13 protein-coding genes and 2 pseudogenes are annotated in these 13,359 nt (G+C 41.7%); 3 read left to right on the top strand and 12 right to left on the bottom strand.

The features are described from left to right. Positions 1-76: 76 nt before the first annotated feature. The 8 genes from AC6H3C_RS13555 to AC6H3C_RS13520 form a co-directional block, all read right to left on the bottom strand. Entirely contained in the window at positions 77-715 is a 639-nt protein-coding gene (locus AC6H3C_RS13555; RefSeq protein WP_497515924.1) for an IS66 family transposase, read from the bottom strand. A 25-nt stretch (positions 716-740) separates the two neighbouring features. Then, on the bottom strand, positions 741-1,373 hold the full coding sequence (locus AC6H3C_RS13550; protein WP_497515923.1) for a KilA-N domain-containing protein: 633 nt from the start codon (positions 1,371-1,373) through the stop codon (positions 741-743). Between the two features lie 59 nt (positions 1,374-1,432). After that, positions 1,433-1,606, bottom strand: coding sequence for a KilA-N domain-containing protein (locus AC6H3C_RS13545; RefSeq protein WP_497515922.1), 174 nt, complete (start codon positions 1,604-1,606; stop codon positions 1,433-1,435). A 197-nt stretch (positions 1,607-1,803) separates the two neighbouring features. Then, positions 1,804-2,181: a PH domain-containing protein gene (locus AC6H3C_RS13540; RefSeq protein ID WP_497515921.1), complete on the bottom strand. Its 378-nt coding sequence runs from the start codon at positions 2,179-2,181 to the stop codon at positions 1,804-1,806. Positions 2,182-3,069: 888 nt separating this feature from the next. Beyond that, positions 3,070-3,450, bottom strand: coding sequence for an HU family DNA-binding protein (locus AC6H3C_RS13535; RefSeq protein WP_497515920.1), 381 nt, complete (start codon positions 3,448-3,450; stop codon positions 3,070-3,072). Between the two features lie 280 nt (positions 3,451-3,730). Next, positions 3,731-3,922 (bottom strand): hypothetical protein, encoded by a 192-nt coding sequence (locus AC6H3C_RS13530; protein WP_497515919.1) that lies wholly within the window; start codon positions 3,920-3,922, stop codon positions 3,731-3,733. A 683-nt stretch (positions 3,923-4,605) separates the two neighbouring features. Then, the gene (locus AC6H3C_RS13525) at positions 4,606-4,923 is read right to left on the bottom strand and encodes a nucleotidyltransferase domain-containing protein (protein ID WP_497515918.1); all 318 of its coding nucleotides are present in this window, start codon (positions 4,921-4,923) and stop codon (positions 4,606-4,608) included. A gap of 68 nt (positions 4,924-4,991) precedes the next feature. Next, complete coding sequence (locus AC6H3C_RS13520; RefSeq protein WP_497515917.1) at positions 4,992-5,432, bottom strand: nucleotidyltransferase substrate binding protein; 441 nt, start codon at positions 5,430-5,432, stop codon at positions 4,992-4,994. Positions 5,433-5,648: 216 nt separating this feature from the next. Here AC6H3C_RS13520 and gmd point away from each other — a divergent pair. The 3 genes and pseudogenes from gmd (at position 5,649) to AC6H3C_RS13505 (ending at position 11,004) form a co-directional block, all read left to right on the top strand. Continuing rightward, positions 5,649-6,810: pseudogene (gene gmd / locus AC6H3C_RS13515) on the top strand (GDP-mannose 4,6-dehydratase). Between the two features lie 2,563 nt (positions 6,811-9,373). Then, the gene (locus AC6H3C_RS13510) at positions 9,374-9,763 is read left to right on the top strand and encodes a GxxExxY protein (RefSeq protein WP_497515915.1); all 390 of its coding nucleotides are present in this window, start codon (positions 9,374-9,376) and stop codon (positions 9,761-9,763) included. 137 nt (positions 9,764-9,900) lie between these two features. Further along, complete coding sequence (locus AC6H3C_RS13505; RefSeq protein WP_497515913.1) at positions 9,901-11,004, top strand: GDP-L-fucose synthase family protein; 1,104 nt, start codon at positions 9,901-9,903, stop codon at positions 11,002-11,004. On the opposite strand, the gene AC6H3C_RS13500 is transcribed toward AC6H3C_RS13505, so the two are convergent. The 4 genes and pseudogenes from AC6H3C_RS13500 to AC6H3C_RS13485 form a co-directional block, all read right to left on the bottom strand. Further along, positions 11,001-11,648 carry a BRO family protein gene (locus tag AC6H3C_RS13500; RefSeq protein ID WP_497515912.1) on the bottom strand — a complete coding sequence of 216 codons (648 nt, stop codon included), beginning with the start codon at positions 11,646-11,648 and terminating at the stop codon, positions 11,001-11,003. The genes AC6H3C_RS13505 and AC6H3C_RS13500 overlap by 4 nt on opposite strands. A gap of 229 nt (positions 11,649-11,877) precedes the next feature. Beyond that, positions 11,878-12,120 (bottom strand): annotated as a pseudogene (locus tag AC6H3C_RS13495) (transposase domain-containing protein); the annotation flags it as partial. Continuing rightward, complete coding sequence (rhuM, locus tag AC6H3C_RS13490; protein ID WP_497521270.1) at positions 12,081-12,491, bottom strand: RhuM family protein; 411 nt, start codon at positions 12,489-12,491, stop codon at positions 12,081-12,083. The pseudogene AC6H3C_RS13495 and the gene rhuM, both read right to left, overlap by 40 nt. A gap of 304 nt (positions 12,492-12,795) precedes the next feature. Continuing rightward, positions 12,796-13,347 (bottom strand): ORF6N domain-containing protein, encoded by a 552-nt coding sequence (locus tag AC6H3C_RS13485; RefSeq protein ID WP_497515911.1) that lies wholly within the window; start codon positions 13,345-13,347, stop codon positions 12,796-12,798. Positions 13,348-13,359: the final 12 nt, after the last annotated feature.

The following is a 13,359-nucleotide window of genomic DNA, read 5'->3' as shown; positions in this document are numbered from 1 at the left end:
TCTTTTAGGCCGGGGATACCAGCCTGAGATTTGGAATTTTCTAAGTTCTGTTGGAATCTCTTGGAATTAGTTGGAATTAGTTGGAGTTTTCTGAAAAACGCTGGCACTTGTTGGATTTTTTCCAACGTGTGGCAAAAGGTCGGCCAGGCCTAAATCGTAATTGCTGTTGGATGAGTTCTTTTAAACGAAGATAAAGCGCCCGAAGTAAATCGCTAGCGCCCTGGAACCAGCCATTAACGGTTGATGCGGGCAATCTTACCCCGACCATCTTTAATATGGCAATCTGACGATGAAAAGGCAGGTGGTAAAAATATTTGTTCATCATCAGCTCGGCCAACAACGAAGGGCCGGCATTGCTTCGGGGTAAAGGCAATAGTGGCATGGATGCAATACGGATAGCCGGGATTTCCTCCCGGTCCTGTTCATTCGTAATATTTTCTTCTCCTGCTGATTGCTTTACGGCGTACTTGGGGCGTTCTATCCGGCGTACATAAATCTCGCCGGGTTTGTGTTCAAGTATCTCTGTTACTTCCTCGCCAATGCGTACCCAGTTATCCTGGACACCTTCGGGCTCTATGACTTCTATCTCCCGCCTGAGGTGGTCTGGAAGCGGCTGGCGCACAGCCTTCTTTTTCTCTCTTTCAGGCTTGCGCCGTTCATACTCGATTAACTCTTTCTCCAGCTCTTCCAGTGCCCCGTTATCGACTTTTCGCAACCGGGAAAGCTCCTGGAAGAGCTCATCACGTTCCTGAAGAAGCTCCTGGATGTTTTGCAGTCATACCAAACAACGCAACATTCAAAACATCTGCTTCATTGGCATAGATTATTGACGTTTGGGCCGGTGAAAGTTCCCGGGGTATAAGATTCTGCTTAATCGCATCGGTGTGTATGTGATAATTTAACTTAGCCAATTCCCGCTTGGCTGTCCAGCCCAGTTGTTTTTGTTCTTCTTCTTTGAGGCGTTGGAATTCTTTGATTAAATAGAATTTAAATTCAGCACTTAACCAAGATGCAAACTCAAACGCAATATCCTTATGGGCAAAAGTGCCGCCATAACGCCCTGTCTTAGAGACAATACCTTTGGCATTGGTGGCTTCAATCCATCGTTTTGGAGTTAAAGCAAAGCTGTTTGAACCCGACAAATTTTTAATTCCATCGAATTCGATGGAATTAAAATGAGGGTTGTTAAAAATTTCCCAAAGCCCAACAAACTCAATTGTGCTTCTGTTACGCATCCAATTTTGCAGAATGTAGTCACTGCGTTCGGCATCTCTGTATCGGGCAATATCGGTTAAACTGATGTACTCTTCTGCTTTTTCAGCATAAATAAGTATTTCAGTGCCTTTCACATTTATTTTATTACTCTTTGCCATTTTTTCTAAATTTTATTTCTAAACCCCTCGAATTCGATGGGTTTAAATTCAGGATTATATCATGTTTCCCAAATCCCTAAAAACTCAATCGTATTGCGGTTTTGAATCCAATTACCAATCACTGCACTTGCGTCGTTCGTTTTGAATTTTGCAATGTCTGTAAGAGAAATATAATCATGATCAGCTATCGTTAAAACCGTTACGTCCGTGTCTTTTACGTTAATTTTTGTCATGGTGTATCCATTTTATCGTGGTCTGTATAAACTATTGTATTGTGTGGAATCTGCCTGCCCACTCCAAAATTATTGCCCTTAAATATACAAGTTCACACTCTCCAAATACCAGTCCTCCTGCCCCACGTTTAACCCGTCAACCGGCATCGCCGGGGTTTGCAGATCGCTCAGAGTCCTGGTTATTGGCGGCTGTTTTTTTAATGCGATATCTTCGATGCCATAAAAGATCCTACTTCTTTTATATCTAATCTTAATCCAAATTTTATCTCAAAACAACCTACTCCTGAGACCCAAATTTTAAAATCAGAATCTGCATCAAAAAATCCTGCTGTTTCTACGGAAAACGAGGTAATTTTTGAATATGGAAAAAAGCGGTATTCCTTTTTTGTTCCAGTCAATCCTTGAACATCGTAACAAATGATTTTGTATGAAGTAAATACAACTTTGTCTCTTGAATGCTTAAAAGACAAGATAATTTGCTCATCTGGAGCTAAGAATGGTTCAAATATCTCTTTACTATCATTTGGGTCAACCTTGTTGACAACGCTAAATTTTGCAATTAAATCTATGGCCATAATTAAACATATTTAATCCATACTCATTTGGCTTTTCAGGTATCGCCCCGTTTATGTGGTTTCTGGACTCCAGCTAGTTTATGTTTTAGAATTCATTGATATGATAATAAAAAATGGCTAAAGCTATTTTATTCTCCCTTAAAAACACCAACTTACCGCTCCAAATCCTCAAATCACTTCTTCCCCACCATCCCCAAAACAATACTTTAGCTTATAATAACAGCCACACCATCTCCAGTATCTTTAGATTGTCGCTACTCTTAACATCCCAAAAATCTTTGTGCTGTTCACGTTGGAGGGTGTTCAGGTGTCGTTTTCATTGTTAGTTTTTAGTTTGGTGACAGAAAGTTACAATAATTTTGACCAAATAATTATTGATTACCTGGAAATTATTGTAAATAGAATAAAAAAGCGCTGAAGGACAGACTAAACTAAAGAATCGGAAATCCAAAAATTGCCCACATGGGAGGCAGAACTAAATGTCCGGATGTAAACCTGTTCATACAGGCACAATGTATAAACTGTAAAACAGGAAAGGCTATCGTATCTTTTTGAAAAAGATTATCCGTGATCTTTTCCTCCGCTCGCACCGGCATGTAAGCGGTGTGCCATTCGGCAGAATGGGATATGGTACAAATCGCGTCGGCATGACCAAAAGAGAAAGCTCAGAATTTGTAAAGAGAAGTCACAAAACTTCTAAAGAGAAGTTTACAAACTTATACTGAGAAGTTCGAAAACTTCTAAAGAGGAGTTCTGAAACTTATACGGAGAAGTTTGCCAACTTATACGGAGAAGTTTAAATATACCGGTTAAACCGGGCGAGATTGGCCTGATTCAGAAGCATAAAAACCCCGGGACCAATACCTGGCCCCGGGGTTGTAACCGCATTTAACGGGGCGAAAAGGTCGCTTTGGCAATGGCTTCTTTCATCTCTTTGCCCGGTCGGAAGCGAATGTTGACCCCCTTGATTTTATCGGGCGAAGATTCGGTTTCGGTATCTGTACCTTCGCTGTTTAGGGTTAACTGGAACGTTCCCCAGTCGCCCATTTGTACGGTATAGCCGTCCAGGAGCGTGGTCAGGATGACCGACTGCAATTCGTCGATGACCAGGCTTGCTTCTCCTCTGCTTAAGGTCGTGTTTTTAGCCAGGGCTTCGGCAATTTCTTTCACACTTTTTTGTCCTATCCGTTTGGGAGTGATGTACCATTTCCGGGCTCCTTCAGGATCCCGCGGATTGATCCGCTGAACTTTTTTATACAAAATTGACATGATATACTTTTTTAATTTATGATTATGTGTTAAAAAACGATACAGGAAGCAGCTGATCTAAAGCTTATGGTTCCTGTGGTAACCGCTGAGGTACCCCGCTCGCGACAAACAGGTACCGGACGGGGGTAGGTAAAAGCAATCGCGAACGGAGCAGGTCATTTGATCGAAAGTTCATGATTAAAGGTTTTTATTAAATCAAGTAAAAAGTTATGAATTATTACTTAAACAAACAATAAAATTATTCAATTTATGTTTCAGATAAATTTTGCGTGCAGCTTTTTCAGGGGAGATTACGCCTGATTTTATTGTCTGTATTGACGTCATTATTTTGTTTGTCAACGATTTTCACTATTTTTTTTGTCAAGAGCTTTCTAAAGTGGCTGACGTTGTTTTGATTACCGACTTGTTCGGCTAATCCGATATGAAGAGCAGGAACGTGAATTTCTGAAAAAATAATTCTATTTTTACTCAAAACAATTATCTTTAGTGCTGATTACCAACAGAAAACAATAGATGTTTTTAAACATATGCTTTCAATATGATGCAAGTTCTGTTTCTCCAAAATTCATGAAGCCCTTTTTTATAATAAATCCAATGAAAAATTAACCTATGGAACCCTATTACGTTAACAAAAATCCACAATCCAATGGAGATCATGAAGTACATGTCTCCAGTTGCTCTTATCTCCCAAATCAGGAAAATCGAATATATCTGGGCACGTTTTCAAATTGCAGGGATGCAGTAAAGGAAGCAAAAAGGTACTACCGCCAATCAAACGGGTGCTATTATTGTTGCCGTCCTTGCCATACCACTTAACAGACTTACAGTTCCCGATTCTATAACTCTTAAATCTAACAATTAGGCCAACAACAGGAGAAAAACCCGGAAAAGGAGTCTACACGTGCAACACATGCGGAGAAGTGATTCATTTGAAGACAATACCGATACACTTCCACCCTGTCCCAAATGCCACGGAACATCGTAAAAACTGCTACGCCGAAACGTTTACCCGAAGGTTAAAAGTCATGGGGGTAAAAAAGTACTCGGATGGCTTTAACGTACATATTCATCCGCAATCCCTACAGGAACCACCCTCCCCGGCTCACGCCGGCTGGTACCCGGTGTGCCATCCGGCAGGAGTAAAATCTGATCCTTTCAGGATAAACCTCCTTCCCGTTCGTAAAAAACGGTACCAACGCGCTCGATATGGGCAATCAGGCCAGGGTTTTCGATCAGACGATAGATGGAGAGATCTATTTTATAGGGTAATAACAGGTCGTCTAACCGGTTTTCGATAGCCAGCAGGTCTGACAAAGTCAGTTTTTCGCCAACCAGGCTGATATCAACATCAGACGACAAGCGGTAATTACCTTTGGCCCTTGAACCGTAAAGAATTGCCTGTTTCACTTCCGGGTACCCTTCCAGTACGGCCCTGATTTTTTCAATATCCTGCTGATTTAATCCGTAATTCATAAGAAATATTTGAAAAAAGGATACGCAACGAGTTTTCTCATCTCTAATAACCAATATCTAATATCTTCTCATCTTCTATCTAACTCATCCAGCTCTTCACCGGCTTTCTTCTCCAGCATCACCGTTTCGAAAGCTTTAAAAAGACTGAAATAACGTTCGATGATTTTGTCAACGATTTCTTCTGCAATTTCCAGGTTGTAGGTATGTGATGTTTGGTTCCGGCTTTTGATCATCTCCATCCATCCGGCGCCATCGACTACCAGGCCCAGGGCGAAAGCCTCGCGTGTGGCATCGCGCGAACCCGCCACCAGGATATTGCCCTGGAAATGAGCATAATCTTTCATGACATTCCATGCCAGTTCGTGCGTGAACTCAAAGGCCTGTATCAAGCCCTGTTTTTCAAGCTCGCTCAATGTTTTTTCCTGCGCGAGCTTCACCGCTCTTTCCAACTGGCCCAGCGCGCTGCGGTAATTTGCCAGGCGCTGTTGCCATCTGATATCCTGGTCCATTTTCAATAATTCAGTTAAAACGACAGATTTCAAAAGTAAGCATTTAATTCTACATCCAAAGGCTTTTCATGAACGGCTTCGGGCGGGAGAGGAACAAATCCTGAAACAAGTTCAAGGATGACGCCCCATTACTGACAAAAAACGGAAAAATACTTCCAATTTTTGATAATAGATGGTAAACTTGCAGCCTCAATCATCTGAATAAACAAAAACAGCATGTCACAAAAAACCGCATTTATTACCGGGATTACCGGGCAGGACGGAGCTTACCTCGCTGAATACCTGTTAAAAAAGGGGTACATCGTACACGGTCTGAAACGGCGTTCGTCGCTCTTTTAACACCGAACGGATCGACCACCTGTATCAGGACCCGCACGTGGAGAACCGGAACCTGATTCTGCATTACGGCGACCTGACCGACAGTATGAACCTTACCCGCGTCATACAGGAAGTACAACCCGACGAAATATATAACCTGGCGGCTATGAGCCATGTGAAGGTCAGCTTCGATACGCCCGAGTACACGGCCAATGCCGACGGGATCGGAACACTGCGTATACTCGAAGCCGTTCGCCTGCTAGGGTTGAGTGAAAAAACGCGGATTTACCAGGCATCCACCAGCGAGTTGTACGGCCTGGTGCAGGAAACACCGCAAAAAGAAACCACGCCCTTTTACCCGCGTTCGCCCTATGCCGTGGCCAAGCTGTACGCGTACTGGATCACGGTAAACTACCGCGAAGCCTATGGTATGCACGCCAGCAACGGCATCCTGTTTAACCACGAGTCGCCCATCCGCGGCGAAACATTCGTTACCCGGAAAATCACCCGGGCCATGAGTCGTATCGCCTTGGGCATGCAGGAGAAATGTTACCTCGGCAACTTGTCGGCCCGTCGCGACTGGGGACATGCCAAAGATTACGTCAAGGCCATGTACCTCATTCTGCAGCAGGACCGGCCCGACGATTACGTGATTGCCACGGGTACAACCACCACCATTCGCTACTTTATCAGCCTGGCCGCGGCCGAAATCGGGCTCGAATTAGCATTCACCGGCGAAGGAGCAAATGAGAAAGCTCAGATTGCTGCGGTGGATAAACAACGATTTGCCGAGAAAGCAGGAGAACAATACCTGCCGCATATTTTATCGCTCATCAACCATAAGTCATCCGTGATCGAGGTCGACCCGGCCTATTTCCGCCCAACTGAAGTTGAACTGCTGATTGGCGATCCCACTAAAGCCAAAACCGTGCTGGGCTGGGAACCTCAATACGATCTGAACGGGCTGGTGAAAGATATGATGCAAAGCGATATTAGACTGATGAAAAAAGATGCCTACCTGAAAGACGGCGGCTACACGATTATGAATTATTTTGAATAGAATCGTCCGCCGATTTACACAAATGACACGAATAAAAGGATAAGAAGACAACAGACTTTTTTTAAAAAATTCGTTTAATCCGTGAAATTCGTGGACAAAGAGCGATCCACCGATTGCACGAATGACACGAATAAAAGGATAAGAAGACCGCCAACCTTTTTTTAAATTTGTTTAATCCGTGAAATTCGTGGACAAAGAACAATCCACCGATTGCACGAATGACACAAATAAAAGGATAAGAAGACAACAGACTTTTTTTAAAAAATTCGTTTAATCCGTGTAATTTGTGGACAAAGAACAATCCACCGATTGCACGAATGACACGAATAAAAGGATAAGAAGACAACAGACTTTTTTTAAAAAATTCGTTTAATCCGTGAAATTCGTGGACAAAGAACAATCCACCGATTGCACGAATGACACGAATAAAAGGATAAGAAGATCGCCAACCTTTTTTTAAATTCGTTTAATCCGTGTAATTTGTGGACAAAGAGCGATCCACCGATTGCACGAATGACACGAATAAAAGGATAAGAAGACAACAGACTTTTTTAAAAAAAATCGTTTAATCCGTGTAATTTGTGGACAAAGAACAATCCACCGATTGCACGAATGACACGAATAAAAGGATAAGAAGACCGCCAACCTTTTTTTAAATTCGTTTAATCCGTGTAATTTGTGGACAAAGAGCGATCCACCGATTGCACGAATGACACGAATAAAAGGATAAGAAGACCGCCAACCTTTTTTTAAATTTGTGTAATCCGTGAAATTCGTGGACAAAGAGCGATCCACCGATTGCACGAATGACACGAATAAAAGGATAAGAAGACAACAGACTTTTTTTAAAAAATTCGTTTAATCCGTGAAATTCGTGGACAAAGAACAATCCACCGATTGCACGAATGACACGAATAAAAGGATAAGAAGACCGCCAACCTTTTTTTAAATTCGTTTAATCCGTGAAATTCGTGGACAAAGAGCGATCCACCGATTGCACGAATGACACAAATAAAAGGATAAGAAGACAACAGACTTTTTTTAAAAAATTCGTTTAATCCGTGTAATTTGTGGACAAAGAACAATCCACCGATTGCACGAATGACACGAATAAAAGGATAAGAAGACAACAGACTTTTTTTAAAAAATTCGTTTAATCCGTGAAATTCGTGGACAAAGAACAATCCACCGATTGCACGAATGACACAAATAAAAGGATAAGAAGACCGCCAACCTTTTTTTAAATTCGTTTAATCCGTGAAATTCGTGGACAAAGAACAATCCACCGATTGCACGAATGACACGAATAAAAGGATAAGAAGACAACAGACTTTTTTTAAAAAATTCGTTTAATCCGTGTAATTTGTGGACAAAGAACAATCCACCGATTGCACAAATGACACGAATAAAAGGATAAGAAGACCGCCAACCTTTTTTTAAATTTGTGTAATCCGTGAAATTCGTGGACAAAGAACAATCCACCGATTGCACGAATGACACGAATAAAAGGATAAGAAGACAACAGACTTTTTTTAAAAAATTCGTTTAATCCGTGTAATTTGTGGACAAAGAACAATCCACCGATTGCACGAATGACACAAATAAAAGGATAAGAAGACAACAGACTTTTTTTAAAAAATTCGTTTAATCCGTGAAATTCGTGGACAAAGAACAATCCACCGATTGCACGAATGACACAAATAAAAGGATAAGAAGACAACAGACTTTTTTTAAAAAATTCGTTTAATCCGTGTAATTTGTGGACAAAGAACAATCCACCGATTGCACGAATGACACGAATAAAAGGATAAGAAGACAACAGACTTTTTTTAAAAAATTCGTTTAATCCGTGAAATTCGTGGACAAAGAACAATCCACCGATTGCACGAATGACACGAATAAAAGGATAAGAAGATCGCCAACCTTTTTTTAAATTCGTTTAATCCGTGTAATTTGTGGACAAAGAGCGATCCACCGATTGCACGAATGACACGAATAAAAGGATAAGAAGACAACAGACTTTTTTAAAAAAATTCGTTTAATCCGTGTAATTTGTGGACAAAGAACAATCCACCGATTGCACGAATGACACGAATAAAAGGATAAGAAGACCGCCAACCTTTTTTTAAATTCGTTTAATCCGTGTAATTTGTGGACAAAGAGCGATCCACCGATTGCACGAATGACACGAATAAAAGGATAAGAAGACCGCCAACCTTTTTTTAAATTTGTGTAATCCGTGAAATTCGTGGACAAAGAGCGATCCACCGATTGCACGAATGACACGAATAAAAGGATAAGAAGACAACAGACTTTTTTTAAAAAATTCGTTTAATCCGTGTAATTTGTGGACAAAGAACAATCCACCGATTGCACGAATGACACGAATAAAAGGATAAGAAGACAACAGACTTTTTTTAAAAAATTCGTTTAATCCGTGTAATTCGTGGACAAAGAACAATCCACCGATTGCACGAATGACACAAATAAAAGGATAAGAAGATCGCCAACCTTTTTTTAAATTTGTGTAATCCGTGAAATTCGTGGACTTAAACAGAAAAATATGGATTTGCTCGAACAACAAATGCTGATTTATAAGCAGGAAAGTTACCAGATTATTGGGGCATGTATGGAAGTGCATAATACCTTGGGATGCGGTTTTTTGGAAGCCGTTTACCAGGAAGCTCTGGCAATCGAATTTGAACAAAGAGGGATCCCGTTTAATCAAGAGAGAAAGCTACCGGTGTTTTATAAAGGGAATTTATTGAAAAAAGAATACGTGGCAGATTTTGTCTGTTACAACAAGATCATTGTTGAAATAAAAGCCTTAAGCCAGCTTCAGCCCGAACATTGGGCGCAAACGATGAATTATCTTAAAATAACCGGATATCAGCTTGGATTGCTTGTAAATTTTGGAACAATTAGTTTGGATTATAAGCGGATCGTATTTTGATTCGCGTTTCCGGCTTATCCGTAAACAAAAATTTGTCTGCTGATTACACGAAAAAATAGTCGAATGATAATAAGAAGATCGCCGACCTTTTTAAATTCGCGTAATCCGTGAAATTTGTGGACTCAAAAAAATAAAACATGGACAAAAACGCTAAAATATATATTGCCGGACACCGGGGCCTGGTTGGTTCCACCATCGTAAATAACCTTCGAGGAAAAGGGTATACCAACCTGATTACCCGCAGTCATGCCGAACTGGAATTAACCAACCAGCAAGCCGTTGCTGATTTCTTTGAAGCGGAGAAACCGGAATATGTTTTTCTGGCCGCGGCCAAAGTAGGCGGTATCATGGCCAACAATACCTACCGGGGACAGTTCATCTACGAAAACCTGATGATCCAGAACAACCTGATCCACCAGGCGTGGAAACAAGGAGTGAAAAAACTGTTGTTTCTGGGGTCAACCTGTATTTACCCGCGTGAGGCCCCGCAACCGATGCCAGAGGACAGCCTGCTCACATCGCCGCTCGAATACACCAACGAACCCTACGCGATTGCAAAAATTGCCGGTATTAAACTATGCGAAAGTTACAACCTGCAATACGGCGCCAACTTTATTTCGGTCATGCCCACCAACCTGTATGGTCCTAATGACAATTTTGACCTCGAAAAATCGCATGTACTGCCAGCCCTGCTTCGGAAAATTCATCTGGGTAAATGTATGGAAGACAACAACTGGCAAGCCATCCAAAAGGATCTCGATGCACGTCCGATCGAAGCAATCGGTGGAGACGTGTCCCGGGATCAACTGACCGGGATACTCAGCAAATACGGCCTCGTTCCACCTTCCGGGAGACATAACAGGAGCTGCTCGATCGAAATCTGGGGTACCGGCAAACCCCTGCGCGAATTTCTCTGGAGCGAAGAAATGGCCGATGCCTGCGTTTACCTCATGGAGAGCATCAATTTTGACGACATCCTTCGCACCAATCCCAACCCGACTGAGGTGAGAAACACCCACATCAATATTGGTACCGGTCAGGAAATCAGTATCCGCGATCTGGCCGGCCTGATCAAAGAAAAAGTAGGTTTTCGGGGTCAACTGCTATTCAACAGCTCGAAACCCGACGGTACCATGCGTAAACTAACCGATGTGTCCAGGCTCCATGCCCTGGGGTGGAAACATCAAATTGACATTGAAGAAGGGATTGAAAGATTATATCAGTGGTATTTAAATGCCTAAACAAATAGTGAAAACAGCTCTGTTATCAGAATTTGTCGGCGAGAGGTTTTGCAATGGTTAAACTTCGCCTTCGGCACGTGGCTGCAATAATTGTCTCTTATGTGAGGTAATTGCATGTACAAGTGTTTCTTCATAGTAATATTTTTTTGTCTAATTTGTCCCGCAAAATCATACAATCCGCCAAACAAATAAGCGTGTATTTGTTGCAAACCTTTGGTTGTACCAACTTCAATGCTGTTGATAAACGAACTATCAAACAACGCATACGCTTTTGTTTTACTTTTTCCGTCGATGCTTTCATCACTGTAAGTAAACCATTCAATAAATCGGTTTGCTTTTTTGCTCGGAAACTCTTTGCCCAACGCGATAATGCCGTTGTAATCCAACATATCGGCTAAACGCTTTTTACCGTCCGGTGCAAGGAATTTCAACTGGGTAGTGGCACTAACCACTTGACTGTTTTCTTTCTTCAACTTCGCTTTAAGATATTTCCAATAGTTGCGGGTTTTGGTATAGTCGTTTTGGTCGGTAAGTACGGCAACAATATCCAACACTGAAAACCACCATTTGGCGTTTTCCTGATCCCAGATGGCCCGTACTTCACGGTCGTCAAAAAAACGTATGGATATTTTTGCCTTACTCATAATATAACTGTTATCTATTCTGTCTCTTTGTAATTTTCCATCCAAAGTTATGATAATTCCTATCTTGTAGTTGCTGTCTACTGTGTCACTTTACAATGACCGCCAACATTTCTGTATATTCTGCATCGAACTTATTTTTTTATTCTCTGTTGAGAACTTCCGCTCTCGAGGGTTTGTAACCAGAATCTCTTGGAATTAGTTTGGAGTTTTCTGAAAAACGCTGGCAATTGTTGGATTTTTTCCAACGGTGTGGCAAAAGGTCGGCCAGGTCTAAATCGTAATTGCTGTTGTACAATGAGATTTTGGTAAACACATCGGTCAACCATTCCCGGGGATTCACATCACTAGCCTTACAGCATCCCAGCAGGGAATACATGATGGCCGCATTCTCTGCCGACTCATGATTGCCACAAAACAGATAGCCCTTTCTTCCTACGGCCAGTGGCCTGATGGCATTTTCGGCCAGGTTGTTAATCCCATGTTTGGCAATTCTGCTTTTGCCCTCGATGAAATTATTTCGGCAGCAGTTTGTCCGGTAATGGCCCAGTGCATTTTATTCTGGACGGTTTTATAAAATAACTGCGTGATTTCAGCTTTGGGTTGATAATCAATACTGCATTCTGCGTAGATGTCAGTAATTTTCTGGTAGAATCTTCTCTCACTTGCCCGGATTTCGCGAATCCTTTCCAGTAATTCATCGAAATAATCCTTCCCGAAAAGTCTTTTCCCCTGTTTCAACCGCTCGTCGTCGAGAACAAAACCCTTAATAATAAATTCTTTTAATGTTTTGGTTGCCCAAATCCGGAATTGTGTTGCCTGATGCGAATTTACCCGGTACCCCACCGAAATAATGGCGTCGAGATTATAAAAATCAAGACCCCAAACAATTCGCCCATCGCTCGCTAAGTAAGCCAAACTGTTTCATCCTGAAGAATTACTTCGACTTTAATTTCTCCCTGCGGCGTGGTGTATAATATGATTTCTGAATTTGCCATATCGTAACGTTTATTCGAAATTCCGGTTAACAATGCCGGGCTAAATACGATCAGCGCTACAAATGCTGATCAGCCAGCGGCCGGCAAGCGACTCATTTTCCCAAAATCCAGTCCAATTGCAAAACCACGCCGGCCGAACCGGGAGTCTTAATTTATTCCTTTGGTTTTACAAATCCAATGGGCTGACGTGATTTGGCAGCAAGTTTTTGTTTCATGGCCAGTTCGGTCAACGCAACATAAATGTCATCAAACTTCTCTTCATTTTCTTCGCTAACTTCTTCCAGGGCTTTGATGCGTTCCTTAATCTCTTCCAGTTCCAGGGAAAGGGACGATGGAGCAGCTTGGATCATATACTTCCGGATAGCGACAAAGGCTCGCATGATACCCATGTTTATTTGAATCGCCATTTTTGAGTTAAGTACACTGCTTAACATGGCTACTCCCAATTCGGTAAAAGCATACGGTTTACGTCTTAACCCCATATTAACAGAATTGGTTATCACAATTTGTGATTTCCAATTCTGAAATTCTTCATCGGTTAACTGAAACATAAAATCTTCAGGAAACCTTTCCATATTGCGCTTAACTGCCTGATTTAGTACACGTGTTTCTACACCATACATTCCGGCCAGATCCCGGTCCAACATGACCTGCTGGCCCCTGATCTCGTGAATTTTGCTTTGAATAACCTGTAATTCCATCATTTAAACACATTG

The sequence above is a fragment of the Gaoshiqia sp. US2 genome (assembly GCF_059705485.1).
Note: the sequence above shows the minus strand (reverse complement) of the source record. Positions and strands in the feature narration are given on the sequence as shown.